This is a genomic window from Pseudomonas sp. FP1762 (genome assembly GCF_030687105.1).
Lineage (GTDB): Bacteria > Pseudomonadota > Gammaproteobacteria > Pseudomonadales > Pseudomonadaceae > Aquipseudomonas > Aquipseudomonas siliginis.
In genome coordinates, this window is the sequence record NZ_CP117458.1 from 4373318 (window position 1) to 4398326 (window position 25009).

Annotated in this window: 23 protein-coding genes; 13 read left to right on the top strand and 10 right to left on the bottom strand. The window is 61.5% G+C overall.

Annotated features, from left to right (window positions below; all coding sequences use genetic code 11):
• Positions 1-4: 4 nt before the first annotated feature.
• Positions 5-1030 carry an NAD(P)H-dependent glycerol-3-phosphate dehydrogenase gene (locus PSH90_RS19450; RefSeq protein WP_024013958.1) on the bottom strand — a complete coding sequence of 342 codons (1026 nt, stop codon included), beginning with the start codon at positions 1028-1030 and terminating at the stop codon, positions 5-7.
• Between the two features lie 197 nt (positions 1031-1227).
• Here PSH90_RS19450 and PSH90_RS19455 point away from each other — a divergent pair, with 197 nt between their 5' ends.
• From PSH90_RS19455 to PSH90_RS19480, 6 genes are all read left to right on the top strand, one after another.
• Positions 1228-3351, top strand: a complete 2124-nt coding sequence (locus tag PSH90_RS19455; protein WP_305381331.1) for a TonB-dependent siderophore receptor — start codon at positions 1228-1230, stop codon at positions 3349-3351.
• Position 3352: 1 nt separating this feature from the next.
• Positions 3353-4285, top strand: coding sequence for an ABC transporter substrate-binding protein (locus tag PSH90_RS19460; RefSeq protein ID WP_305381333.1), 933 nt, complete (start codon positions 3353-3355; stop codon positions 4283-4285).
• Positions 4282-6186, top strand: coding sequence for an ATP-binding protein (locus PSH90_RS19465; protein ID WP_305381335.1), 1905 nt, complete (start codon positions 4282-4284; stop codon positions 6184-6186). The genes PSH90_RS19460 and PSH90_RS19465 overlap by 4 nt, the downstream gene beginning before the upstream one ends.
• Positions 6187-6433: 247 nt before the next feature.
• Positions 6434-6949 (top strand): 3-hydroxyacyl-[acyl-carrier-protein] dehydratase FabA, encoded by a 516-nt coding sequence (gene fabA, locus PSH90_RS19470; protein ID WP_024013962.1) that lies wholly within the window; start codon positions 6434-6436, stop codon positions 6947-6949.
• An 11-nt stretch (positions 6950-6960) separates the two neighbouring features.
• Positions 6961-8181, top strand: coding sequence for a beta-ketoacyl-ACP synthase I (gene fabB, locus PSH90_RS19475; protein ID WP_016773647.1), 1221 nt, complete (start codon positions 6961-6963; stop codon positions 8179-8181).
• Between the two features lie 393 nt (positions 8182-8574).
• Positions 8575-8763, top strand: coding sequence for a hypothetical protein (locus tag PSH90_RS19480; protein WP_042607160.1), 189 nt, complete (start codon positions 8575-8577; stop codon positions 8761-8763).
• A gap of 68 nt (positions 8764-8831) precedes the next feature.
• Here PSH90_RS19480 and PSH90_RS19485 read toward each other — a convergent pair whose 3' ends face one another.
• The 7 genes from PSH90_RS19485 to PSH90_RS19515 all read right to left on the bottom strand — a co-directional run bounded on the left by PSH90_RS19485 (position 8832) and on the right by PSH90_RS19515 (position 17334).
• Positions 8832-9374, bottom strand: a complete 543-nt coding sequence (locus PSH90_RS19485) for a DUF2058 domain-containing protein (RefSeq protein WP_016773645.1) — start codon at positions 9372-9374, stop codon at positions 8832-8834.
• A gap of 26 nt (positions 9375-9400) precedes the next feature.
• Positions 9401-10234 carry a nucleoside triphosphate pyrophosphohydrolase gene (mazG, locus tag PSH90_RS19490; protein ID WP_024013963.1) on the bottom strand — a complete coding sequence of 278 codons (834 nt, stop codon included), beginning with the start codon at positions 10232-10234 and terminating at the stop codon, positions 9401-9403.
• 133 nt (positions 10235-10367) lie between these two features.
• Positions 10368-12611, bottom strand: coding sequence for a GTP diphosphokinase (gene relA, locus PSH90_RS19495; protein WP_041479585.1), 2244 nt, complete (start codon positions 12609-12611; stop codon positions 10368-10370).
• 101 nt (positions 12612-12712) lie between these two features.
• Entirely contained in the window at positions 12713-14089 is a 1377-nt protein-coding gene (rlmD, locus tag PSH90_RS19500) for a 23S rRNA (uracil(1939)-C(5))-methyltransferase RlmD (protein WP_305381336.1), read from the bottom strand.
• Positions 14089-14991 carry a cysteine synthase CysM gene (gene cysM / locus PSH90_RS19505; RefSeq protein ID WP_041479583.1) on the bottom strand — a complete coding sequence of 301 codons (903 nt, stop codon included), beginning with the start codon at positions 14989-14991 and terminating at the stop codon, positions 14089-14091. Before cysM ends, rlmD begins: the two co-directional genes overlap by 1 nt.
• Positions 14992-15200: 209 nt before the next feature.
• Complete coding sequence (locus PSH90_RS19510; protein WP_305381337.1) at positions 15201-16625, bottom strand: sensor histidine kinase; 1425 nt, start codon at positions 16623-16625, stop codon at positions 15201-15203.
• Positions 16612-17334 (bottom strand): response regulator transcription factor, encoded by a 723-nt coding sequence (locus PSH90_RS19515; RefSeq protein ID WP_056788132.1) that lies wholly within the window; start codon positions 17332-17334, stop codon positions 16612-16614. Before PSH90_RS19515 ends, PSH90_RS19510 begins: the two co-directional genes overlap by 14 nt.
• Positions 17335-17540: 206 nt before the next feature.
• Between PSH90_RS19515 and PSH90_RS19520 the strand changes: the two genes are divergently transcribed.
• Positions 17541-20294, top strand: coding sequence for a response regulator (locus PSH90_RS19520; RefSeq protein WP_122752293.1), 2754 nt, complete (start codon positions 17541-17543; stop codon positions 20292-20294).
• 81 nt (positions 20295-20375) lie between these two features.
• Complete coding sequence (locus tag PSH90_RS19525; RefSeq protein ID WP_150637580.1) at positions 20376-21365, top strand: 2-hydroxyacid dehydrogenase; 990 nt, start codon at positions 20376-20378, stop codon at positions 21363-21365.
• A gap of 6 nt (positions 21366-21371) precedes the next feature.
• Here PSH90_RS19525 and PSH90_RS19530 read toward each other — a convergent pair whose 3' ends face one another.
• The gene (locus PSH90_RS19530) at positions 21372-21830 is read right to left on the bottom strand and encodes a hypothetical protein (protein ID WP_305381339.1); all 459 of its coding nucleotides are present in this window, start codon (positions 21828-21830) and stop codon (positions 21372-21374) included.
• A 134-nt stretch (positions 21831-21964) separates the two neighbouring features.
• Between PSH90_RS19530 and PSH90_RS19535 the strand changes: the two genes are divergently transcribed.
• Positions 21965-22399, top strand: a complete 435-nt coding sequence (locus PSH90_RS19535) for a hypothetical protein (RefSeq protein ID WP_095181583.1) — start codon at positions 21965-21967, stop codon at positions 22397-22399.
• A complete protein-coding gene (locus PSH90_RS19540; protein WP_073472192.1) occupies positions 22399-22803 on the top strand; it encodes an META domain-containing protein in 405 nt (134 codons plus the stop codon). Before PSH90_RS19535 ends, PSH90_RS19540 begins: the two co-directional genes overlap by 1 nt.
• Before the next feature lie 238 nt (positions 22804-23041).
• Here PSH90_RS19540 and PSH90_RS19545 read toward each other — a convergent pair whose 3' ends face one another.
• Positions 23042-23509: a TlpA disulfide reductase family protein gene (locus tag PSH90_RS19545; RefSeq protein ID WP_095181582.1), complete on the bottom strand. Its 468-nt coding sequence runs from the start codon at positions 23507-23509 to the stop codon at positions 23042-23044.
• Positions 23510-23622: 113 nt separating this feature from the next.
• Here PSH90_RS19545 and arsC point away from each other — a divergent pair, with 113 nt between their 5' ends.
• The 3 genes from arsC to PSH90_RS19560 are packed head-to-tail and all read left to right on the top strand — an operon-like array spanning position 23623 to position 24994.
• The gene (gene arsC / locus PSH90_RS19550; RefSeq protein WP_056788121.1) at positions 23623-23976 is read left to right on the top strand and encodes an arsenate reductase (glutaredoxin); all 354 of its coding nucleotides are present in this window, start codon (positions 23623-23625) and stop codon (positions 23974-23976) included.
• On the top strand, positions 23973-24569 hold the full coding sequence (wrbA, locus tag PSH90_RS19555; RefSeq protein ID WP_041479575.1) for an NAD(P)H:quinone oxidoreductase: 597 nt from the start codon (positions 23973-23975) through the stop codon (positions 24567-24569). Before arsC ends, wrbA begins: the two co-directional genes overlap by 4 nt.
• Positions 24569-24994 (top strand): DUF2069 domain-containing protein, encoded by a 426-nt coding sequence (locus tag PSH90_RS19560; RefSeq protein WP_016773633.1) that lies wholly within the window; start codon positions 24569-24571, stop codon positions 24992-24994. The genes wrbA and PSH90_RS19560 overlap by 1 nt, the downstream gene beginning before the upstream one ends.
• Positions 24995-25009 lie beyond the last annotated feature (15 nt).

The following is a 25009-nucleotide window of genomic DNA, read 5'->3' on the forward strand; positions in this document are numbered from 1 at the left end:
TGAATCAGTTGAAACCGCTGGTGGAAATAAAGTCGACGTCGGTTTTCGGCTCGGCACGCATCAGTAGACCGATCACCTGCTCCAGCGTGCGTCCTTCGAACAGGATCGCGTGCAGCCCGGCGACCAGCGGCATGTACACGCCGACTTCCTGGGACTTGGCCTTGAGCACCTTGAGGGTGTTGACCCCTTCGGCGACCTCGCCGAGACGCGACACCGCTTCGTCGAGGCTCAAGCCCTGACCGAGGGCGAAGCCGACCTGATAGTTGCGGCTCTTGGGCGATGAACAGGTGACGATCAGATCGCCAACCCCGGCCAGACCAAGGAAGGTCATCGGGTTGGCGCCCTGATTCACCGCAAAGCGGGTCATCTCGGCCAAGGCGCGGGTGATCAGCATGCTCTTGGTGTTCTCGCCCATTTCCAGCGCCACCGCCATGCCGGCGATGATCGCGTAAACGTTTTTCAACGCCCCGCCCAGCTCGACACCGAAACGGTCGGCGCTGGCGTAAACGCGGAAGGTACGACCGTGCAGGGCGGCTTGCACCGCTTTGCACAGTTCTTCGTCTTCGCTGGCGACCACCGTGGCGGTCAGTGCGTGCTCGGCGATTTCCCGCGCCAGGTTCGGCCCGGACAACACGCCGATGCGCGCCTGCGGGGCGATCTCTTCGAGAATCTGGCTCATCAGCTTGAAGGTCTGCGCTTCGATGCCTTTGGTCAGGCTGACCAGCATCTTGCCGCTCAAGCGCTCGGCGTGGGCGGCGAGTACCGTGCGCAACGCGCTGGATGGCAGCGCGACAAAGCACAGATCGCAGGCATCGAGAGTGGCTTGCAGGTCGGTGACAGCAGTCACGCCCGGGAGAATCTTGATGCCTTTGAGGTAACGCGGGTTTTCGCGATTGACCCGGATGGCCTCGGCCTGCTCGGGGTCACGCATCCACTGAAGGACTTGATGGCCGTTCTCGGCCAGCAGATTGGCCACGGCGGTACCAAAACTTCCGCCTCCCAGGACCGCAATCGGGCGCTGTTCAGTCATATGCAATCCGTTAATCCATACCAGTGGCGATGCCGGGCATTATACGGGGCGACCCGATGGCGGCCAGCCCCAGCAACAATTACCGACATTTGTAGGAAGAAGACCAATAAAACCTAGGAAAATGCCTGCAACGTCACTGGAAAAGTCGCCGCCCTCGGTTAACATGCGCGCCAATTCTTCTCTCTGCAGGCTGTGTCGTGTTTTCTGGCCCTCCTCCCCCGCGCTCGCCGCTGCTCCTGGCGCTGCTGTTCAGCCCGCTAGTGCTGGCGGACGATCTGTTCGTCGACAGCCAGACGCTGCCGCAGGTACTCACGGCCACGCGGCTGAAGCAGACGCCGGCGGAAGTGCCCGGGAGCATGACCGTTCTCGACAGCGAATTGATCAGCGCCAGCGGTGCCCGCGACATCAGCGAGCTACTGCGACTGGTGCCGGGGATGATGGTTGGCAGCATCAACGGCAATCAGCCGGCGGTGAATTACCACGGCACCAACGCCAGCGAAGCACGGCGCATGCAGGTGTTGATCGATGGCCGTTCGGTCTATCGCGCCGGGCTGGCGACGGTGGACTGGAGCGATATTCCGGTCGCGATGGAAGATATCGAGCGGATCGAGGTGTTTCGCGGTCCGAACACTGTCAGCTACGGCGCCAACGCATTGATGGCGGTGATCAACATCATCACTCGCCACCCGGCCGACAGCCACGGCACGCGCCTGAAGATCACCCGTGGCCAGCGTGGCATCAACGACTTTTATGCCAGTCAGGGCACCGGTTGGGATGGCGGCGATCTGCGCCTGTCGCTGTCCGGCCAGGAAGACGACGGTTTCGACAGCGACCGCAACGGCGCCGATTATCGCGACAGTCGGCGCTTGAACCGTCTGAGCTTGGCGGTCAGCCATGATCTCAATGAAGATCAAAGACTCGAATGGCAGCTCAACGCCAAAGACGGCAGCAATCAGCGGCCTTATACCTACCGCCCGGTGTTCTCTGGGATTACCGACGCCGGGAACAATTCCGACGTGGTGGCCAAGGATTACGCCGGTTCGGTGCGCTGGAACCTCGACATCAATCCCGAACACAGCCTCTATGTGCAAGGTTCGGCGCAGCACTGGGATCGCCAGCAGGTCTGGCGCGCCTGCGATGCCGAAGTGTCGTTCAGTCCTGAACTGACGCAGCTGTGGCAGCTCAACCCGAATTACACCGAACGGCTGGCGCGCAACATCACCCGGTTCACCGGCCCCGGCGCGGCGCCCGGCACGCCGCAGGAAATGGCGCTGGCCAATCAAGTGCTCGAGCAATGGCGCAACGGCGCCAGCCAGACCTTGTGCGGCGATATCGACCAGAGCGCCCGCGAGTCGCGTTACGACCTCGAACTGCAGGACACCCTCAGCCTGGCAGACAGCCTGCGTCTGGTCAGCGGCCTGAATTACCGCTACGACCGCGCCGACTCCGAAACCTACTTCAACGGCACCCTCGACGACACCACCTGGCGCGCCTTCGGCCAACTGGAATGGCGCGCTACCGAGCACTGGCTGGTGCAGGGCGGTGCGATGTTCGAAGACACGCAACTGATCGGCAGTTCGCTGACCCCGCGCTTCGCGGTCAACTACCTGATCAACCCGCGTCACGGCCTGCGCGCGGTGTACTCGGAGGCGATCCGTTCGCCGGACATGTTCGAAAACAACGTCAACTGGAGCTATCAGGTCAGCAACCTGCGACCCTCGGCCTATGGCCAGTCGTCGGCGCGTTATTTCGTCAAGACCCGCGGCCCCGGCGATCTCGATCAGGAACACATGCGCTCGCGGGAATTGGGCTACAACGGCTACTTCGCCGAGCTCGGACTGGCCGTCGACGTGAAGCTGTTCTACGACGAAATCACTGGGATGATCAGCGAGCCGCTGCGCAACAATCAGTACATCGCCAGCAATGCCAACAGCTCGCGCTTTCGCGGCACCGAAACGCAACTCGACTGGCGCCTCAATAGCGCCGACCGTTTGCGTTTGACCTACGCCTTCGTCGACGCCGAGGCGAGCAATCCGCTGGATCAGCAGTTGACCTCGCGCAACAGCGGTTCCGCCGGTTGGCTGCGCAATTGGGGCCATGGCTGGAACAGCGCCCTCTTCTATTACGGTGACAACGCGCTCAACGGCTATCGCTTCGAACGCGTCGACACGCGCATCGCCAAACGCATCGCCATTGGCAAAGCTCAGCTGCAATTGGCCGGCGTGCTGCAACAGCGCCTCGATCATCAGCCGAATACCTTCGTCGACAATAATTACGATGAACGCCGGGTAATGTATTTCAGTGCCGAGCTGGAGTTCTAGGATGCGCAACGGCCCGTCACGGAAGACGCCAACCCTTGGCCACTGGCTGGCGGGGCTCTGCCTGTTCTTGACCGCGTGGCTGCACGGGGTCGCGGTGCAAGCGGCGGATATTTTGTTGACCGGCGCCGAGGAAAGCCCCGGCGTGCAGGCTTTCGTACAAGCACTGAGTGAACTGCGCCCGACCGACAATGTGCGGTTCCAGCCGCTGGCCAGTTTGCCGGCACCGGGCAAATTACCGGCCAGTCTGCGCTTGATTCTGCTCGACCTGCCCAGCCTCGACTGGCGTCTGCAAGACTCACAAGGCCCATCGACACTGGTGTTGCGCATCAGCCGCTTGCAGGCGCGCCAGCGTTTCGCCGATGCCCAACCGGCGCGCCTGAGTCTGCTCTGGAGCGACCCACCGCTGAGCCGGCAATTGCAACTGATCCGGCGGATCTTGCCGCAGGCCCGGCGGGTCGGTGTGCTGTTCGATGAACACGGCGAGTTCCTGCTCGACGAATTGCGCGTGGCTGCGCGGCCATTGAACCTGGAGATTGTCAGTCAGCGCTGGGACAACATTCACGACAGCCGTCCGCTGCAAGCGGTGCTGAAAAGCAGCGATGTCTTGCTCGGCCTCGACGATCCCGACCTGTACAACTCGCAGACGGCGAAAAACCTCCTGCTCAGCAGCTACTCGCGTCAGGTTGCGCTGATCGGCCCCAACATTGCATTCGTTCGCGCTGGCAGCCTCGCCAGTACCTACAGCGACCAGAGCGACTGGCTGGCGGTCCTCGACCATTTGCTCGATCAGCCCACCAGCGCCTGGCCGCGAGCGCTTTACCCCGCTCGTTTCAAAGTCTCAAGTAATACGCAGGTGGCTCGTTCCTTAGGCATCGAACCGTTGAATGAAGCATCTGTCGCCAGTGCCTTGGCCGAAGGAGAGCGCCGCCCATGAATTTTCGCCGCCGTTGGGACATCAACACCCGCACGCAGATGATCAGCCTCGGCCCGGCGCTGCTGCTGACGTTGCTGTTGATCAGTTTCTTTACCTTCGTCCGCATTCAGGATTTGCGTCAGGAGCTGAACCACACTGGCCAGTTGATTGCCAACCAACTGGCGCCTGCCACGGAATACGGGGTGATCTCCGGCAACAACGAAGTGCTGGAAAGCCTGCTCAAGGCGACACTCGCCACGCCCATCGTGCGTTTTCTCGAAGTGCAGGACAGCGCCAACCGGATTCTGGTGTACGTCGAACAACCGGCCGATAGCCACAGTCGCCCGCATCAGGTCGAAGTGTTCCAGGCACCAGTGCGTTTGCAACGAATCGCCTTGCACAACGATTTCTTCCAGGACGGCAAAGTCAGCAACAGCGCCGCCGGCGAGGATTATCTCGGGCGAGTGATCGTCGGGCTGTCCAATGACGCTTTCAGTCAGCGCCAGCAGGAGATCCTGTTCAAGGCCGGGATTCTCGCGCTGTTCGCCCTGCTCTTCACCTTCGTCGTCGCCCGTCGTCTGGCCGGCAGTCTGTCGCAGCCGATCCGTGACATTGGCGATGCGGTCAAGGCGATTCAGGAAGGCGATTACAAAACCCCGCTGCCGATTGTCGACGACACCGAACTGGGCGCACTGTCACAACACATCAACAACCTCGCCCAAGCGCTGGAGCAGGCCAGTCGCGAACAGCAGCAAGCGATGGCGCAACTGATCCAGACCCGCGAAGAAGCGGAGAAGGCCAACAACGCCAAATCCGACTTTCTGGCGATGATGAGCCATGAACTGCGCACGCCCATGAACGGCGTGCTGGGCATGTTGCAGTTGCTTGAAACCACCGAGATGACCGAGGAGCAGGTCGAATACGCCGCGCTTGCTTCGGAGTCGACCGAGCACTTGCTCAAGGTCATCAATGACATTCTCGACTTCTCGCGAATCGAGCGTTCGGAGCTGGAGCTGGAGCACATCCCGTTCAATCTCGCCGAGCTGATCGGCGCCTGCGCGCAATCGTTCCAGCACAGCGCGGTGCAGCGAGGCCTGGCACTGAATCTGCGCATTCCCGACGACATGCGCGGCTTGCAGGTGCAGGGCGATCCGACGCGGATCCGGCAGATTCTGGTCAACCTGGTTGGCAATGCCTTGAAGTTCACCGAGCAGGGCCGGGTCAGCATCGAGGCGCAATGGCAGTCGCTGGACCATGAACTGCTGTGGTTCACCTGCTCGGTGCGTGACAGCGGCATCGGCATTTCTTCGGAAAGTCTGGAGCTGATGTTCAATGCCTTCCAGCAGGCCGACAGTTCGATCTCCCGTCGTTACGGTGGCACCGGTCTTGGTCTGCCGATCGCACGGACTCTGGCCGAACGCATGGGCGGTACGTTGCGCGCGCAGAGTGAGGAAGGACGCGGTTCGGTATTCACTCTGGAAATTCCATTGGCGCTATATAAGCAGGCAATGCCAGCGCTGGCCGCGCCGCGAGCGCCGAACGGTAGTGGTCAGGGTGAAGGACGCCATGTGTTGCTGGTCGAAGACAACCCGGTCAACCAGACCGTGATCGAAGCGATGCTGCGCAGTCTGGGTTTTGCCGTCAGTGTGGCGACCGATGGCGCGCAGGCGGTGCGCAGTGCCGAGGGCAGCGAGTTCGAAGTGATTTTGATGGACTGCCGGCTGCCGATCATCGACGGCTACGAGGCCACACGGCAGATCCGCGACCTGCCCGGACGCCGCGATGTGCCGATCATCGCGCTGACCGCCAACGCCTTGCAGGGCGATCGCGAAACCTGTCTGGCAGCGGGGATGAACGATTACCTGGCCAAGCCGTTCAAACGCAATGACCTGCAGCAGATTTTGCAGCGCTGGGTGTCGTAGTGTGGGCCTTTCGACCATCTGCGACTGGCGTGAAAAGCGAAAGTGCGGCAGTCTTAGGCACCCGAACGAGCCCCAAAAGGGGCTTGATTAAAAATTTCAGTGCACAAGTGTACATTCATGTCCTTGGTGCTGTGACTTTCACCACAACGCAATAGTCTATGAGTAGGCTGCCGGTTCGAGGCATGAATGCCTTGAACGGTCGGGAAGATCTGCCCCACCTGCCGCATGGGATTATTGAGGAGCTCGCATGACCAAACAAAACGCCTTTACTCGGGAAGACCTGCTGCGCTGCAGTCGCGGTGAGCTGTTCGGCCCAGGTAACGCGCAACTGCCCGCCCCGAACATGCTGATGGTGGATCGCATCACCCATATCAGCGAAGAAGGCGGCAAGTACGGCAAAGGTGAATTGGTCGCCGAGCTGGATATCAACCCTGACCTGTGGTTCTTCGCCTGCCATTTCGAAGGCGATCCGGTAATGCCGGGCTGCCTGGGTCTGGATGCCATGTGGCAACTGGTCGGCTTTTTCCTGGGCTGGCAAGGCCTGCCGGGCCGCGGCCGTGCGCTGGGTTCGGGCGAGGTGAAATTCTTCGGTCAGGTGCTGCCGACCGCCAAGAAAGTCACTTACAACATTCATATCAAACGCGTCCTCAAGGGCAAGCTGAACATGGCCATCGCCGATGGTTCGGTCAGTGTCGACGGACGCGAAATCTACACCGCCGAAGGCCTGCGCGTCGGCGTGTTCACCTCCACTGACAACTTCTAAGGGTTATTCGCATGCGCCGCGTCGTTATCACTGGTCTGGGCATCGTTTCGTGCCTGGGCAATGACAAAGAGACCGTCTCCGCTAACCTGCGTGCAAGCCGCCCTGGCATCCGGTTCAACCCGGAATATGCTGAAATGGGTCTGCGTAGCCAGGTTTCCGGCTCCATCGACCTCAACCTTGAAGAGCTGATCGATCGCAAGATCTATCGCTTCGTCGGTCATGCAGCGGCTTACGCCTACCTGGCCATGAAAGACGCCATCACTGACTCCGGCCTGACCGAAGAGCAAGTGTCCAACCCGCGTACCGGCCTGATCGCTGGTTCCGGTGGTGCTTCCACGCTGAACCAGATGGAAGCGCTGGACATCCTGCGCGAGAAAGGCGTGAAACGCGTTGGCCCGTACCGTGTAACGCGGACCATGAGCAGCACCGTTTCCGCTTGCCTGGCCACGCCATTCAAGATCAAGGGCCTGAACTACTCCATCGCTTCTGCCTGCGCCACCAGTGCTCACTGCATCGGTACCGCCATGGAACAGATCCAGATGGGCAAGCAGGACATCGTCTTCGCCGGTGGCGGTGAAGAAGAGCACTGGAGCCAGTCGTTCCTGTTCGACGCGATGGGCGCCCTGTCCAGCAAGCGTAACGACACCCCGGAACAAGCTTCCCGCGCCTACGACAAGGACCGCGACGGTTTCGTCATCGCTGGCGGCGGCGGCATGGTTGTCGTTGAAGAGCTGGAACACGCTCTGGCCCGTGGCGCGAAGATCTACGCCGAGATCGTTGGCTACGGCGCAACGTCCGATGGCTACGACATGGTTGCCCCGAGCGGCGAAGGCGCGATCCGCTGCATGCAGCAGGCGCTGTCCACCGTCGACACCCCGATCGACTACCTGAACACCCACGGCACTTCGACTCCGGTCGGCGACGTTGCGGAAATGAAAGGTGTGCGTGAAGTGTTCGGCGACAAGGCTCCAGCGATCAGCTCGACCAAGAGCCTGTCCGGTCACTCCCTGGGCGCCGCCGGCGTGCACGAAGCGATCTACTGCATGCTGATGATGGAAGGCAACTTCATCGCCGGCTCCGCCAACATCGACGAGCTCGACCCGGAAGTGGCCGATCTGCCGGTGCTGACCAAGACCCGCGAGAACGCCACCATCAACACCGTGATGAGCAACAGCTTCGGCTTCGGCGGCACCAACGCCACGCTGGTGCTGAAGCGCTGGGAAGGCAAATAATTTCCCGCTGCTGAGCCACACATGAAAACGCCCCGACTGGTTCGGGGCGTTTTTTTTGGCAGGTCAAAAACTCCCCGCATTTCAAGATAAAACCTGTGGGAGCGAGCCTGCTCGCGAAGGCGATATTCCAGTCACCCTGTCGTCGTCTGACCCACCGAATTCGCGAGCAGGCTCGCTCCCACAGTGGGTTTCAGTGTGTTCTGGAGATGAAACTTCTGTCATGAAACTTACTACCCTGCGACCGAATGTCGCGGTTTACGCGGCCTGCAGCTTTGTTGCGAATTCCGCAACAACACCTTGCGCCAATCGGCAGTTTACTTAGCTGACTAACAAATCCTATAACAGAGTCCTGCACACGCCTTGGTGCAGTAACTTGAGATCTGGAGCTAGCAGATGACTGTAAAAGTAACTGAACGCGACGATTCACACATGTCCCACGAAGGCCTGGCCGCCGGCATCCGTATCTGGGATGTGCATCAACAAGACTTGCTGGTCGGCATGTTCCACAACGAGATCGATGCGCATAACTACAAGGCCGAGTTGGAAATGCAAGAACAGCAACGAGAGCTGAAGTCTGCCTGAGGCAACCACAGCATTGAAAACGACAAACCCCGCCATGAGCGGGGTTCGTCGTTTTTACAGCCGTGGATTTACCACATCAGATCGTCAGGGATCTGGTACGCCGCGTACGGATCGTCCTCAGCGTTGACCTCTTCAGTCTGCACGTTGAGCTGGACGATGCGCTGCGGGTCGCGCTCCTGGATCTTCAGCGCCGCTTCACGGGGAATCACTTCATAGCCGCCGTTGTGGTGCACGATCGCCAGCGAACCGCTGCTGAGCTTGTTGCGCATCAGCGTGTTGACCGAGATGCGCTTGACCTTCTTGTCGTCGACGAAGTTGTAGTAGTCCTCGGTGGTCAGCTTGGGCAGACGCGAGACTTCGATCAACTGCTTGACCTGCGCGGCACGAGCCTTGGCCTCGGCTTTTTCCTGCTGCTGACGGTTCAGCTCCTGGTCGCGCTTGACCTTCTCGGCCATGGCTTCCTGGGCGGCGCGCTGCTGCGAATCGTCCAGCTCGGCCTGGCCTTTGTGGGCCAGGCGCTGTTGCTTCTGCTTGTCTTTGCTGACCTGCTTGGCCTGCTTTTGGTTGACCAGGCCTGCTTTGAGCAACTGGTCGCGAAGGGAAAGGCTCATCAATGCTTACTCACTTGGGCAACGGCTCAGCCGCAGCTGGGCTCATTCTTTTCCTGGCGTTTGGCTTCGCCCCACAGGGCGTCCAACTCTTCGAGGGTGCAATCTTCCATGGGACGGTGGGTGTCGCGCAATGCCTGTTCGATAAAACGGAAACGTCTTTCAAACTTGCCGTTGGCGCCGCGCAAGGCGGTTTCCGGATCGACCTTCAGATGCCGGGCCAGATTGACCACGGAAAACAGCAGATCGCCGATCTCGTCGGCCACCGCCACCGGATCGTTTTCGGACATGGCTTCGAGCACTTCATCGAGCTCTTCGCGCACCTTGTCGAGCACCGGCAAAGCGTCCGGCCAGTCAAAACCGACCTGCCCGGCGCGCTTCTGCAACTTGGCTGAGCGCGACAGTGCCGGCAAGGTGGCCGGCACGTCGTCGAGCAAGGACAACTGCTCGGGCGCCGAGGCTTTCTCGGCACGCTCTTCGGCCTTGATCTCTTCCCAGCGCTGCTTGACCTGCTCTTCGCTCAAGCGCGGCACGTCGAGCGGCGCGTACAGGTCGCCCGTCGGGAACACATGCGGATGACGGCGGATCAGTTTACGCGTGATGCTGTCGATCACCCCGGCAAATTCGAACCGCCCTTCTTCCTTGGCCAACTGGCTGTAATACACCACCTGAAACAACAGATCGCCCAACTCGCCTTGCAAATGGTCGAGATCGCCACGCTCGATGGCATCGGCCACTTCATAGGCTTCTTCGAGGGTGTGTGGGACGATGGTCGCGTAGGTTTGCTTGATGTCCCACGGACAACCGAACTGCGGATCGCGCAGACGGGACATCAGATGGAGCAGGTCTTCGAGGCTGTACATCATTTTTCTGTCTCACCACAAAACCATTGTGGGAGCGAGCCTGCTCGCGAAAGCGCTGTGTCTGCAACAAAGATGTCGACTGACACGCCCTCTTCGCGAGCAGGCTCGCTCCCACAGGGAACAATCAATTGCATCACGGGGTACGGTTACGCCGCGTTTCGATGATGTTCGGCAATTGCGAAATCCGCCCCAGCAACCGCCCCAGCGCATCCAGACCGGGGATCTCGATGGTCAGCGACATCAGCGCAGTGTTGTCTTCCTTGTTCGAGCGGGTGTTGACCGCCAGCACGTTGATGCGCTCGTTGAGCAGCACCTGCGAGACGTCACGCAGCAGCCCGGAACGGTCGTAGGCGCGGATGATGATGTCCACCGGATAGGTGAGCACCGGCACCGGCCCCCAGCTGACCTGGATGATCCGCTCCGGCTCGCGCCCGCCCAGTTGCAGCACCGAGGCGCAGTCCTGACGGTGAATGCTCACGCCCCGGCCCTGGGTGATGTAACCGACAATCGCATCGCCCGGCAGCGGCTGGCAGCAGCCGGCCATCTGCGTCATCAGGTTGCCGACGCCTTGGATCTGGATATCGCCGCGCTTGCCCGGCTTGTAACCGGTCGCCTTGCGCGGGATCAGTTCCAGTTGCTCGTTGCCGCGCTCCGGTTCAACCAGTTGCTGCGCAAGGTTGACCAGATGCGCCTGACGCAGGTCGCCGGCACCTAGGGCGGCGAACATGTCTTCGGCGGTTTTCATGTTGGCCTTTTCGGCCAGCTTGTCGAAATCCACCGCCGGCAGGCCGAGGCGATTGAGTTCGCGCTCGATCAGGGTTTTACCGGCCGCAACGTTCTGATCGCGAGCCTGCAATTTGAACCAGTGAACGATCTTCGCCCGCGCGCGCGAGGTGGTGACGTAACCGAGGTTCGGGTTCAGCCAGTCGCGGCTCGGCGTGCCGTGCTTGCTAGTGATGATCTCGACCTGCTCGCCGGTCTGCAGGCTGTAGTTCAACGGCACGATACGCCCGTTGATCTTCGCGCCCCGGCAGTTGTGGCCGATTTCGGTGTGCACCCGATAGGCGAAATCCAGCGGCGTCGCGCCTTTCGGCAAGTCGATGGCGTGTCCGTCGGGAGTGAAGATGTAAACCCGATCGGGCTCGATGTCGACGCGCAACTGTTCGGCCAGACCGCCGATATCACCCAGCTCTTCATGCCATTCGAGCACCTGACGCAGCCAGGAAATTTTCTCTTCGTAATGGTTCGAGCCGGATTTGACGTCGGTGCCCTTGTAGCGCCAGTGCGCGCAGACGCCGAGTTCGGCTTCTTCGTGCATGGAGTGGGTGCGGATCTGCACCTCGAGGACCTTGCCCTCCGGGCCGATCACCGCCGTGTGCAGCGAGCGATAGCCGTTCTCTTTCGGGTTGGCGATGTAGTCGTCGAATTCTTTCGGGATGTGGCGCCACAGGGTGTGGACGATACCGAGCGCGGTGTAGCAGTCGCGCATTTCCGGCACCAGCACGCGCACGGCGCGAACGTCATAGATCTGGCTGAATTCCAGACCCTTGCGCTGCATTTTGCGCCAGATCGAGTAGATGTGTTTCGCCCGGCCGCTGATGTCGGCATCGACACCAGTGGCCTGCAGTTCGTCCTTGAGCTGGGTCATCACGTCGCTGATGAAGCGCTCGCGGTCCAGCCGCCGCTCGTGGAGCAACTTGGCGATCTGCTTGTATTGATCGGGTTCGAGATAGCGGAAGGACAGGTCCTCCAGTTCCCATTTGATGTGACCGATGCCGAGGCGATGGGCCAGCGGCGCATAGATGTCGAAGACTTCGCGAGCGACGCGGTTGCGCTTTTCATCGTCGGCGGTTTTCACCGCACGGATGGCGCAGGTGCGTTCGGCCAGTTTGATCAGCGCAACGCGTACGTCATCGACCATCGCCACGAGCATCTTGCGCAGGTTCTCGACCTGCCCTTGGGTGCCCATGACCATAGATTGCCGTGGGCTGAGACTGGCGCTGATGGCCGCCATGCGCTGCACGCCGTCGATCAGCTTGGCCACCACCGGACCGAAGCGCTGGCCGATGGCCGCCAGCTCGATCTGGCCTTCGCGCACGCCGCGATACAAAACGGCGGCGACCAGCGAATCCTGGTCGAGCTTGAGGTCGGCGAGGATCTCGGCGATCTCAAGGCCAGTGCTGAAACTGCCGGAGCCTTCGGCCCACAGATTCTTCTTCGCGTTGGACTGCTGTTCGGCCTCGCGAGCGAACTCGCAGGCCTCTTTCAAGGCCTCGCGATCCAGTGCCAGATCGACACTGACCGCGTGATCGAGCCAGGCCTCGAGATTGATACTGCCGTCGGTGTTGATCGGCTGGTGTGCTCTCACCTGTACCATGCTGCTTTACCTTCCCTACGACGCAGATTCAATGCGTCAAATCGCTGATCCTCAGCGTCCGTTCGCGCTCGCGGGGCTCAGGCGAGCGCTGCGCGGACAGATCAGACGGATTCAGACGAGCCGTCCTGGCTCGCTTCAAATAACGCCATGGCCTCGACATGTGCCGTCTGAGGAAACATATCGAGAATCCCGGCACGTTTTAACCGGTAGCCCTGCTTGATCAATTCCTGCGTGTCGCGCGCCAGCGTGGCCGGATTGCACGACACATATACCAACCGTTTGGCACCCAGGGTCGCGAGCTTGCGCACCACCTCGAAAGCACCGTCACGCGGTGGGTCCAAGAGTACCGCAGAAAAGCCGTTTCCGATCCACTGGGCATCGCTCAAAGGCTGGGATAAATCGGCTTGAAAAAACTTTGTGTTATGCAAATTGTTACTGATGGCATTTGCAGCGGCACGCTCGACCATGGTCTGCACACCCTCCACCGCCACCACTTCACGGACGCTTTTGGCCAGCGGTAGCGCAAAATTTCCCAACCCGCAAAACAGGTCGAGCACGCGTTCTTCAGCCGTCGGTTTAAGCCAGTCCAGAGCCTGAGCGATCATCGCTTCGTTGACCCCGGCGTTGACCTGAACGAAGTCACCCGGCCGGTACGCCAGCTCGAGATCCCACTGTTCCAGGCGATAGCCGAGGCTCTGACCGGCTTCGACCGGTTGCGGTTCACCTTCGCCATGCAGCCACAACTGCGCTTCATGGAACTGGCAGAAATCCTTGAGAATGCTCAGATCCGCTTCGGACAACGGCGCCATGTGCCGCAGCAATAGCGCCAGAGATGAGCCGCTGAACAACTCGACATGGCCCAGCGCCTGCGGTTTGCTCAAGCGCCGCAGCATCTCTGGCAAGCGGGTCATGATCGGTTGCAAAGGCTGTACCAGCACCGGGCATTCGCTGATCGCGACGATGTCCTGACTGCCGGCAGCGCGGAAACCCACTTCGAGTTTTTTTGCCTTCATGTCCCAGCGCACGGCGATGCGCGCGCGCCGACGGTAACCGAATTCCGGGCCGCTCAGCGGCGCCGCCCACTCTTCAGGTTCGAGACCGGCCACCCGCGACAATTGCTCGGCGAGCATGCGCTGTTTCAGGGCGAGCTGTTCGTCGTGGGGCAAGTGCTGAACGCTGCAACCGCCACAGCGGCCAAAGTGCGGGCATGCTGCCGGGCGCCGCAACTCGCTGGCCTTGAACACGCGTTCGGTGCGCGCCTCGACCACTTTGCCGTGGGCGCCGAGCACCCGCGCTTCGACCTCTTCACCGGCAAGGGCGCCGAGGACGAACCAGGTTTTGCCTTCGAAAAACGCGATACCGCGACCGTCATTGGCCAGGCGCTCGATGTTCAAGCGCTGCTTTTTGCCGGTCGGGATCTGTGGCGCCTTGCTGCCGCCGGTGGGCTGGAAGCGCAGGCCTCTCTCGTGTTTGGCCATCAGTTCGGCGCGTCGAAAATGCCGGTCGACAGGTAACGGTCGCCACGGTCGCAGATGATCGCGACGATCACCGCGTTTTCAACTTCTCTGGACAGGCGCAGCATCGCTGCCACCGCGCCGCCCGAGGACACGCCGCAGAAGATGCCTTCTTCGCGGGCCAGACGCCGCGTAACGTCTTCGGCTTCGCTTTGCGCCATGTCGACGATGCGATCGACGCGGTCAGCCTGATAGATCTTCGGCAGGTATTCCTGCGGCCAGCGGCGGATGCCGGGAATGGCCGAGCCTTCCATCGGTTGCAGACCGACGATCTGCACGCTGTCGCTCTGCTCTTTGAGGTAGCGCGACACGCCCATGATGGTGCCGGTGGTGCCCATCGAACTGACGAAATGGGTGATGCTGCCCTGGGTCTGACGCCAGATTTCCGGGCCGGTGGTGGTGTAGTGCGCTTCGGGGTTGTCGCCATTGGCGAACTGGTCGAGCACCTTGCCACGGCCTTCGGCTTCCATACGCTGGGCCAGATCACGGGCGCCTTCCATGCCCTCTTCCTGAGTCACCAGAATCAGCTCGGCGCCATAAGCAGTCATCGCCGCTTTACGCTCAGCGCTGGAGTTGTCCGGCATGATCAGGATCATCTTGTAACCCTTGATCGCAGCGGCCATCGCCAGCGCGATGCCGGTGTTGCCGGAGGTCGCCTCGATCAGCGTATCGCCGGGATTGATCTGCCCGCGCAACTCGGCGCGAGTGATCATCGACAACGCCGGGCGGTCCTTGACCGAACCCGCCGGGTTGTTCCCTTCGAGCTTGAGCAAAAGGGTGTTGCTGGTGGCGCCGGGCAGGCGCTGCAAACGCACCAGCGGCGTGTTGCCGACGCAATCGGCGATGGTTGGGTACTGCAAGGTCATGGCGTATTCGCAATCCAGACGTGCGGGGGCGCCTATCATACCGGCAAACCCGCGCAGGCCATATCACGCAAAGTGCGGTGCTTATGGTTTATGGGAATAAGCAAATAAAAGTCGCGCCAGTGGTGCGACTTTTATTTGAGTAACACTCAGTTCTTGTGGTGATGCTTGAATTCGCGAGCAGGCTCGCTCCCACAGGGGATGAATTTTGCTTATGCGATCTGCGGTGAATGCACAGCCATTGTGGGAGCGAGCCTGCTCGCGAAGGCGTCCGCATGGGCGACGCCATCATCCGCCAGCAAGCGCAAATTCAACCGCAGCCCCGCCCCGGTGTTTTGCGCCCAGAGCAACCCGCCCTGGCGCTGCACCGCATTACGCGCAATGCTCAAGCCCAGGCCAAAGCCACCATCCCCGGGTCTCGATCCGTCCAATCGAATGAACGGCGAAAAGATCCGCTGCAGATCTTCGTCAGCCACGCCGCCGCCCTCATCCTCCAGCCACAAATGCCAATACTCGCCATCGCGCCGTGCATCGAGACGCACGATGCCGCCCTCGGGCGAGTGACGAATGGCGTTGCGCAGGATGTTTTCCAGCGCTTGCGCGAGGGTATTGAGGTTGCCGCGCACCCAACACGAAGCTTCGACCGAGCATTGCAATTGCAGGCTCGGCCAGCCGCTTTCATAACAGGCGTTGTCGGTGAGCATTTCCCACAGTGCCTGAATCTGGATCGCTTCATTTGGTAACGGCGAGCGGTCGGTGTCGAGCCAGGCCAGTTGCAGGGTGTCTTCGACCAGCCGCTGCATGCCGTCGACCTCGCGGCCGATGCGCTCGCGTAGCTGCGGCAGACCTTGTTCGCTTTCGCTGGCCACACGCAGACGGCTCAGCGGCGTGCGCAGTTCGTGGGACAAGTCGCGCAATAACTGCTGCTGCAAGGCGACTGTGCTTTGCAGGCGCTCGGACATGGAATCGAAGGCCCGCGCCAGCTCACCGAGTTCATCCGGGCGCTGGGTGATGCCGCTCGACAGGCGCACGTTCAACTGATCGGCGCGCCAGGCGTTGGCCTGTTCGCGCAGGTTGTTCAGCGGCACCACCAGCAGGCGATACAGGCCGACACAGAGCAACAGGGTGAACAGCCCGGGAATCACGCCGTTGGTGATCACCCGCCAGAACACCCGGTACTTGCCCGGAACAAAGCGCTCGGGCAACTCGATGACCAGAATGCCGGCGGCCGGATCCTGCGGGAACGGTACCCGCAGCCAAGGTCGGCCCTTCTTGTGGATCGGCCAGTCGAGGCCGCGCAGGAAGGTCAGGTGCTGCACCTCCGCGGCGTTCAACGGCTGATTGCTCAGCGACTGCAAATCAGCGCCGATCACGCCGACCCAACTTGCCTCGCGCAATTCCATGCTCTGCAACCAGTCATCGACGCCATTGCGCCCGCCGCGCTGCCACGCCTGTTCGGCTTGCGCGGCATAACGGCTGAGGGTGCTGCGGGCGTCACTGGAGAGGAACTGATTGCGCTCCTCCATGTAGCGGCCCCACGACCAGCTCAACCAGATCATCAGCAGACAGAACGCCACCAGCAGGCACGCCAGTTTCCAGAACAGCGAATGCCGCCCCGGCAGTTCAGACAGTTTCATCGGCGCCGCTCAAGACATAGCCCTTGCCCCACACCGTGCGCACTTCGCGCTCGGTGTAACCGATGGCTTTGAGTTTGCGGCGGATCTGGCTGATGTGCATGTCGAGGCTGCGGTCGTGCGCCGCAAAGCCGCGTTGCAGGACATGCTGATAAAGGAAGGCTTTGCTCAGCACCTCCTCGTTGTTGCGATGCAGGGTTTCCAGCAGACGGAATTCGCTGCGGGTCAACCCGGCCGCTTGCTCGCCGAAGAACACGTCGCAGTGTTCGTCATCGAAACGCAGGGTGCCGCTGACCACCGCAGCGGTAACCGCAGGCGGGCGCCGATCCAGGGCCACCCGGCGCAGGATCGCTTCGATGCGCACATGCAACTCGGCCATGCTGAACGGTTTGGGCAAATAGTCATCGGCGCCGAGGCGGAAACCGCTGATGCGGTCGGCCTCGGCACCCAGCGCCGACATCAGCAACACTGGCGTCGAATGGCTCTGCCGCAATTGCGTCAACAACTGCAGACCATCGAGCCCCGGCAGCAGAATATCCATCAGCACCACGTCGAAAGGCTGGCGCTGGGCGATGTTCAGACCTTCCTGGCCGTTCTGGCACCAGGTCACCTGAAAACCGCTGCGGCCCAGATGCTCGTGCACATACGCGCCGAGGACCGGGTCGTCTTCAATGGAAAGGATGCGTGGCTGGCCAACGGAAACAGGAGTCATGAGTATCTGCAAGTAATTCTCAGTTGGCGGATTATTCAAGATTGTCCGACAGCGGGCAACACAAGCTTGGCCTGTCGGACGAACGAGTGCGTCGGCGGCGCTGCATTTTCCGCAAGATTGCCCGCCTGCAAATCGCTACACTGCGCCCATGTCGCGTGCCGGATGCACGCATGTGTCAACAGATCAGCGGGATGCGGGAGATAGGCGTGCTCAAGAAACTGGGAATCAAAGGTCGCGTGCTGTTGCTGACCTTGTTGCCGACCAGCCTGATGGCGCTGGTGCTGGGTGGCTATTTCACCTGGACGCAGCAGACCGACCTGCACAGCCAATTGATGCAGCGCGGCGAAATGATCGCCGAGCAACTGGCGCCACTGGTGGCGCCGGCGATGGGCCACGGCGACGCCGATCTACTTGAACGCATCGCCACCCAGTCCCTTGAACAACCCGACGTGCGCGCGGTGACCTTCCTCGCGGCGGACCGCTCGCCACTGGCCCACGCCGGCCCGACCATGCTCAATCAGGCCCCGAGCGGCGACAGCGCGCTGCTGCAACGACGCAGCGGCAATGACGCAACGCGCTATCTGATGCCGGTGTTCGGCAAGCACCGCAACCTCGCCGGTGAAATCATTCCCGAAGAATCCGAACGGCTGCTCGGCTGGGTCGAGCTGGAGCTGTCGCACAACGGCATGTTGCTGCGCGGCTATCGCAGCCTGTTCGCCAGCCTGCTGCTGATCGCCGCCGGACTTGCCGGCGCCGCCCTCCTCGCGTTGCGCATGGGCCGCACCATCAACCGTCCGCTGAGCCAGATCAAACAAGCAGTTGCGCAGCTCAAGGACGGTCATCTGGAAACCCGCTTGCCGCCCCTCGGCAGCCAGGAGCTGGACGAACTGGCCTCGGGCATCAACCGCATGGCCGGCACCCTGCAGAATGCTCGCGAAGAATTGCAGCACAGCGTCGATCAGGCCACCGAAGACGTGCGGCAGAATCTGGAAACCATCGAGATCCAGAACATCGAACTGGACCTGGCACGCAAAGAAGCGCTGGAAGCCAGCCGGATCAAATCCGAATTCCTCGCCAACATGAGCCACGAGATCCGCACGCCGCTCAACGGCATTCTCGGTTTCACTCACCTGTTGCAGAAAAGCGAACTGACCCCGCGCCAGCTCGACTATCTGGGCACCATCGAAAAGTCTGCCGACAGCCTGTTGGGAATCATCAACGAGATTCTCGACTTCTCGAAGATCGAGGCCGGCAAACTGGTGCTCGATCACATTCCGTTCAACCTGCGCGACCTGCTGCAAGACACCCTGACCATTCTCGCCCCGGCAGCGCATGCCAAGCAGCTCGAGCTGGTCAGCCTGGTCTATCGCGATACGCCGCTGTCGCTGGTCGGCGATCCGCTGCGCCTGAAGCAGATCCTCACCAATCTGGTCAGCAACGCGATCAAGTTCACCCGCGAAGGCACCATCGTCGCCCGGGCGATGCTCGAAGACGAACACGAAGACAGCGTGCAACTGCGCATCAGCATTCAGGACACCGGCATCGGTCTGTCGAGTCAGGATGTCCGCGCGCTGTTCCAGGCTTTCAGTCAGGCCGACAATTCGCTGTCGCGTCAACCCGGCGGCACCGGGCTGGGGCTGGTGATTTCCAAGCGTCTGATCGAACAGATGGGCGGCGAGATCGGCGTCGACAGCACCCCGGGCGAAGGTTCGGAATTCTGGATCAGCCTGAGCCTGCCCAAGACTCGCGACGACGCCGAAGACCTGCCCGCCGCGCCATTGCTCGGACGCCGCGTGGCGGTGCTGGAAAATCACGAACTGGCGCGTCAGGCCTTGCAACATCAGTTGGAAGACTGCGGACTGCAAGTTACGCCGTTCAATACCCTGGAAAGCCTGAGCAATGGCGTTACCGGCGCGCATCAGACCGATCAGGCGATCGATCTGGCGGTGATCGGCATCACCAGCAACGACATGCTCCCGGAGCGTTTGAATCAGCACATCTGGGACCTTGAACATCTGGGCTGCAAAGTGCTGGTGCTGTGCCCGACCACCGAACAGACGCTGTTTCATCTGTCGGTGCCCAACCCGCACAGCCAGCTGCAAGCCAAACCGGCGTGTACGCGCAAGCTGCGCCGGGCGTTGTCCGATCTGGTCAATCCGCGCCAGACCCGCAGCGAACCGGGCGAGCCGCTGTCCAGCCGTGCGCCGCGCGTGCTGTGTGTCGACGACAACCCGGCCAATCTGTTGCTGGTGCAGACCCTGCTCGAAGACATGGGCGCTCGAGTGCTCGCGGTGGAAAGCGGTTACGCGGCCGTCAAAGCCGTGCAGAGCGAATCTTTCGATCTGGTGCTGATGGACGTGCAGATGCCGGGCATGGACGGTCGCCAGACCACCGAAACCATTCGCCAGTGGGAAAGCGAGCGGCATTGCACGCCGCTGCCGATCGTCGCCCTCACTGCCCACGCCATGGCCAACGAAAAACGCGCGCTGCTGCAAAGCGGCATGGACGACTACCTGACCAAACCGATCAGCGAGCGGCAACTGGCGCAGGTGGTGTTGAAGTGGACCGGACTGGCCCTGCGCAATCAGGCGCCGGAGCGCAACGGCGACAGCGCGGCGAGTCAGCAGGAACTGCCGGTGCTCGATCACGAAGAAGGCTTGCGCCTGGCGGCGGGCAAAGCGGATCTGGCGGCAGACATGCTCGCCATGCTGCTGGCCTCGCTGGAAGCCGACCGCGAAGCGATTCGCGCCGCCCGTGACAGCCACGACCAGAATGCCCTGCTCGAACGCGTGCACCGTTTGCATGGCGCCACCCGTTATTGCGGCGTGCCACAACTGCGCGCCGCCTGCCAGCGCAGCGAAACCCTGCTCAAGCAGGACGATCCGAAAGCCGCCGCCGCGCTGGATGAACTGGAGCGCTCGATCAATCGACTCGCGGCGCAGGCGCGCATCAGCGCCTGATCCACGGCAAGGCGCTGCACGCGCAAAGCGCTACAGTTGTCGCGGGCCATTGCGGCCCGCGTCGATGTTCCAGGAGGATTCATGCGCACAATCTTTTTCAGCAGTCAGACCTACGATCGCGACAGCTTTCTCGGCGCCGACTGCCCGGCCGGGCTCGAATTGCATTTTCAAGCTGCGCGACTGAGCCTCGATACGGCGGCGCTGGCCGAGCAGCACGAGGTGGTCTGCGCGTTCATCAATGACGACCTCAGCGCCCCGGTGCTCGAACGCCTCGCGGCTGGCGGTACGCGGCTGATTGCCCTGCGTTCGGCCGGTTACAACCATGTCGACCTGCCGGCGGCGAAACGCCTCGGCCTGGCCGTCGTGCGTGTGCCGGCCTACTCGCCGCATGCCGTGGCCGAACATGCGGTGGCGCTGATCCTCGCCCTCAATCGTCGCTTGCACCGTGCCTACAACCGCACCCGCGAAGGCGATTTCAGCCTGCATGGCCTGACCGGTTTCGATCTGGTCGGCAAAACCGTCGGCATCGTCGGCACTGGGCAGATTGGTGCGACCTTCGCGAAAATCATGCACGGCTTCGGCTGTGAATTGCTGGCCTACGATCCGTATCCCAATCCCGAGGTGCTGGCGTTGGGCGCACGTTATCTGAGCCTGCCGGAGTTGCTCGCGCAGTCGCGGATCATCAGCCTGCATTGCCCGCTCAACGAGCAGAGCAAGCACCTGATCAATCGCGATTCACTGGCGCACATGCAGGCGGGGGCGATGCTGATCAACACCGGGCGTGGCGGGCTGGTGGACACGCCGGCGCTGATCGACGCGCTCAAGGACGGTCAACTCGGGTATCTGGGGCTGGATGTTTACGAGGAAGAGGCGCAGCTGTTTTTCGAGGATCGCTCCGACCTGCCGTTGCAGGACGATGTGCTGGCGCGTCTGCTGACGTTTCCCAACGTGATCATCACCGCGCATCAGGCGTTTCTGACCCGCGAAGCACTGGGCGCGATTGCCGCGACCACCCTGCACAACATCGCGACCTGGGCGGCAGGTGCGCCGCAGAACCAGGTCGAGGGTTGAACCGTTTTACTTGGACAGCGAAGACGCCAGGATCAGCAAGCCCAGCCAGCCAAAACCGAGCAGGCGCTGCTTGCTCGAATGGCCGTTGCGCAGCAGGAACCAGACGAAAAACGCTGGCAACAGAAACACCATGATTTTCAGCCAGCCCTCCACCGGGCGACTGCCATCGGCGTTGAGCGGTTGTTGTTCCTGGCGCGCCTGTTCCGCAGCCTGCTGACGACGGCGACGCCCCGCCGCTGCCGGCATCACTTTGGGTAAAGGCTCGGACACTGGCGGCACAACCGCCTCGGGCACTGCGTTGTTGCGTGGCAGGCTGCCGAAGGAAATCGTCGCGGCTTGCACCGGTGCCGCCGTCGATTGCGCCTGCATGGCGACATGTTCGGCCATCGGCGCGCCGCAGTGAATGCACACCAGCGCTTCGGAACTGATGCTCCGCTTGCATTCATAACATTCGATCAGCGCCATGTTCCGTTCCTTCAGATTCGGGGGCCGGCAGTGTGCCATGACTGTCGGCGCATTTGAACCGGATCGAAGGTCGCACGCGTGCATCATTCTGCAATCGAGCCCGTGCTAGCATGTCGCGCATATTTGGAGGACCCATGGTCGAACACGATTTCCGCTACACCCTGATGAACCCGCAACACACCCTCACCGAATGCCGCGCCCTCGTTCCGGGCCGCTATCAGGTGACCGGTAACGGTGGCTCGATCCGCATCGGCGATGCCCTGTTGGTCACCCTCAAAGGCAGCAAGGATTTGTCCATGCGCCTGACCGTCGACACGGTCCGCCACTTGATCAATCCGCCAGGCCAATGGACCGCAATGACCACAGGCCCGGTGTTTGGCGAACTGGCCATTCACACCTGGCAGGTCAACTGCGACAGCTGCGCGAAAGAGCTGAGTTTCGAATTCGCCGTGGATGCCAAACTCGGCAAAACCGCCGAGAAACCCGCCGCCACTGCGCGCATCGCCGAGCTCGGCTGGAAAACCGCTGGCGACAAGCACCTGTGCCCGAAATGCCAGGAGCCTGCATGATGAAACGCCTCGCCCTGACCGCACTGATCGGTGTCGGCCTGGCTGGTTGCGCCGCAGAGCCGGTACAACTGCAGCACAACCGCAGCTACATTCTGGAATGGATCGGCGAGCGGCCACTGATGGATTACAGCCATTTGACCGTGACCCTCGGCGATGACGGCCGCGCCTACGGCAACGGCGGCTGTAATCATTGGTTCGCGCCGTACACGCAGGACGGCGACAAGCTGAGCTTCGGCAAGATCGGCAAGACCCGCAAGCTCTGCGCCCCGGCGCTGATGGAGCAGGAACAACGCTTCTTGCAGGCGCTGGAAAAAGTCGAGCGCTGGGACATTTCGCCAATCGAGCAGATACGCTTCTGGCCGGCTCAAGGCAAACCGTTGCGCTGGTGGCTGGAAGAGGGTTGATCCGCCCTGGATCGCCAAGGCCCTCACCCTAGCCCTCTCCCAGAGGGAGAGGGGACTGATTGGGGGATATTGAAGAGTTATGTCGACGTGGTAATTCTTCGCCGAATCCATAATCGACTGGATCCTGTCTGACGGGACCATAATCAACTCGGTGTCTCAGGTCGATGTACGACGAAAGACACCTCGGTCGGCCCCCTCTCCCCCCGGGAGAGGGCTGGGGTGAGGGGCTTCTGGCGGTTTACTTCGTAGCCTGCAACGCCTCCAGCTTCGCCATTACCCCCGCCGCCGTCTGCTCACCCAGCAACTGCTCACGCACCTTGCCCTTGTCATCAATGATGAACGTCACCGGCAGCGCCTCACTGCGCGGCAGGTCGAACAGCTCGGCCGGATCCTGCGCCAGCACGGTGAATTTGATGCCGAGCTTTTCACTCGCCTCTTTCAATTCCGCGCCCTGCACGTTGTCGAAATTGACCCCGAACACCCCGACGTTCTTGCTCTTGAGCTCATCAGCCAAATGATTCAGCTCGGGAATTTCCGTGCGGCATGGGCCACACCATTCGGCCCAGTAATTGAGCACCACCCACTGCTTGTCCAGACGTTCGGACGCTACCTTCTGGCCGTTCTGGTCGATGCCGTAATCATTACCGCAGCCCCCCAGCATCAACGCCCCGAGAATCGTCAATGCCGCTGCCAATCGCCGTGTCATGTCGTGTTCCTTGTGAAAATTCGAAAGCGCCTGCGACCCATCGCCTCTGACGGTTCTGGATTGCGCGCCGCACAGTTAGAATAGCCGCCACTTTACGCCAGAAGCGACCCGCCATGACCGATCTGACGCTTTATCACAATCCGCGCTGCTCGAAATCCCGCGGCGCGCTGGAACTGCTCGAAGCCCGCGGCTTGCATCCGAATGTCGTGCGCTACCTGGAAACGCCGCTCAGCGCCGCGCAGATCAAGGCCCTGCTCGGCAAGCTCGGGATCAGCGCGCGACAGCTGCTGCGCAGCGGTGAAGACGAATACAAAACCCTGAACCTGGCCGACGCCAGCCTCAGCGAGCAGCAGCTGATCGACGCCATCGCCACGCACCCGAAACTCATGGAGCGGCCGATTCTTGAAGCAGGCGACAAAGCCGTCATCGGTCGCCCACCGGAAAACGTGCTGGAGTTGTTGCCATGAGCACGCCGTACATTCTGGTTCTCTATTACAGCCGCAACGGTTCGACCAACGAGATGGCCCGGCAAATCGCCCGTGGCATCGAGCAGGCCGGAATGGAAGCGCGTCTGCGCACAGTGCCGGCGATTTCCACCGAATGCGAAGCGGTAGCGGCGGAGATTCCCGCTGAAGGCGCGCTCTACGCCAGCCTCGATGATCTGAAGAACTGCGCCGGCCTCGCCTTGGGCAGTCCGACGCGTTTCGGCAACATGGCCGCGCCGCTCAAGTACTTCCTCGACGGCACCAGCAACCTCTGGCTGACCGGCGCGCTGGTCGGCAAACCGGCCGGCGTGTTCACCTCCACCGCCAGCCTGCACGGCGGTCAGGAAACCACGCTGCTGTCGATGATGTTGCCGCTGTTGCATCACGGCATGTTGATCACCGGCCTGCCCTACAGCGAATCGGCCCTGCTCGAAACCGAAGGTGGCGGCACGCCTTACGGGGCCAGCCATCACGCCGGTGCCGACGGCAAGAACGGTCTTGATCAGCACGAAGTGGCGCTGTGTCGCGCACTTGGTCTGCGCCTGGCGAAAACCGCACAGAAGCTGGTGGGCTGATGGCGAAGAAGCCGAAAGTCCTGCCCTCGATAGAGTGGCTAGAGCCACGGGTGAAGGCGATGCGCGTGCTCAGCCTGCTGAGCTTTTTCGCCCTCGCCGGTCTGCTCGCTGTTTATTACCTGCTGTTCGCCGATCTGCATGGCGCGCGGCCTTGGGTGATTCTGCTGGTCGAACTGATCCCGTGGCTGGTCCTCGCCCCGGCGATGATCATGGGCAGCGCCCGTGGCCATTCGTGGATGTGTTTTGTGGTGAACCTGTACTTCATCAAAGGCGCTCTGGCGGCGTACGACCCCAACCGGCAGCTGTTCGGCCTGCTGGAAATGGCCGCGAGCCTGGCGGTGTTCTGCTCGGCGCTGCTGTATGTGCGCTGGCGCTATCAGTTGAATCGCAAATTGGCTGGCGAAGGCGAGATCAGCGTCGCCTGACCAACCGCTTTCGCG

Excerpts from the sequence above, each read along its gene's own strand:
- PSH90_RS19450 (WP_024013958.1), bottom strand. The coding sequence starts at position 1,030 with ATGACTGAACAGCGCCCGATTGCGGTCCTGGGAGGCGGAAGTTTTGGT.
- PSH90_RS19460 (WP_305381333.1), top strand. The coding sequence starts at position 3,353 with ATGCGCAACGGCCCGTCACGGAAGACGCCAACCCTTGGCCACTGGCTG.
- PSH90_RS19465 (WP_305381335.1), top strand. The coding sequence starts at position 4,282 with ATGAATTTTCGCCGCCGTTGGGACATCAACACCCGCACGCAGATGATC.
- fabA (WP_024013962.1), top strand. The coding sequence starts at position 6,434 with ATGACCAAACAAAACGCCTTTACTCGGGAAGACCTGCTGCGCTGCAGT.
- fabB (WP_016773647.1), top strand. The coding sequence starts at position 6,961 with ATGCGCCGCGTCGTTATCACTGGTCTGGGCATCGTTTCGTGCCTGGGC.
- PSH90_RS19480 (WP_042607160.1), top strand. The coding sequence starts at position 8,575 with ATGACTGTAAAAGTAACTGAACGCGACGATTCACACATGTCCCACGAA.
- PSH90_RS19485 (WP_016773645.1), bottom strand. The coding sequence starts at position 9,374 with ATGAGCCTTTCCCTTCGCGACCAGTTGCTCAAAGCAGGCCTGGTCAAC.
- mazG (WP_024013963.1), bottom strand. The coding sequence starts at position 10,234 with ATGTACAGCCTCGAAGACCTGCTCCATCTGATGTCCCGTCTGCGCGAT.
- relA (WP_041479585.1), bottom strand. The coding sequence starts at position 12,611 with ATGGTACAGGTGAGAGCACACCAGCCGATCAACACCGACGGCAGTATC.
- rlmD (WP_305381336.1), bottom strand. The coding sequence starts at position 14,089 with ATGGCCAAACACGAGAGAGGCCTGCGCTTCCAGCCCACCGGCGGCAGC.
- cysM (WP_041479583.1), bottom strand. The coding sequence starts at position 14,991 with ATGACCTTGCAGTACCCAACCATCGCCGATTGCGTCGGCAACACGCCG.
- PSH90_RS19510 (WP_305381337.1), bottom strand. The coding sequence starts at position 16,625 with ATGAAACTGTCTGAACTGCCGGGGCGGCATTCGCTGTTCTGGAAACTG.
- PSH90_RS19515 (WP_056788132.1), bottom strand. The coding sequence starts at position 17,334 with ATGACTCCTGTTTCCGTTGGCCAGCCACGCATCCTTTCCATTGAAGAC.
- PSH90_RS19525 (WP_150637580.1), top strand. The coding sequence starts at position 20,376 with ATGCGCACAATCTTTTTCAGCAGTCAGACCTACGATCGCGACAGCTTT.
- PSH90_RS19530 (WP_305381339.1), bottom strand. The coding sequence starts at position 21,830 with ATGGCGCTGATCGAATGTTATGAATGCAAGCGGAGCATCAGTTCCGAA.
- PSH90_RS19535 (WP_095181583.1), top strand. The coding sequence starts at position 21,965 with ATGGTCGAACACGATTTCCGCTACACCCTGATGAACCCGCAACACACC.
- PSH90_RS19540 (WP_073472192.1), top strand. The coding sequence starts at position 22,399 with ATGAAACGCCTCGCCCTGACCGCACTGATCGGTGTCGGCCTGGCTGGT.
- PSH90_RS19545 (WP_095181582.1), bottom strand. The coding sequence starts at position 23,509 with ATGACACGGCGATTGGCAGCGGCATTGACGATTCTCGGGGCGTTGATG.
- arsC (WP_056788121.1), top strand. The coding sequence starts at position 23,623 with ATGACCGATCTGACGCTTTATCACAATCCGCGCTGCTCGAAATCCCGC.
- wrbA (WP_041479575.1), top strand. The coding sequence starts at position 23,973 with ATGAGCACGCCGTACATTCTGGTTCTCTATTACAGCCGCAACGGTTCG.
- PSH90_RS19560 (WP_016773633.1), top strand. The coding sequence starts at position 24,569 with ATGGCGAAGAAGCCGAAAGTCCTGCCCTCGATAGAGTGGCTAGAGCCA.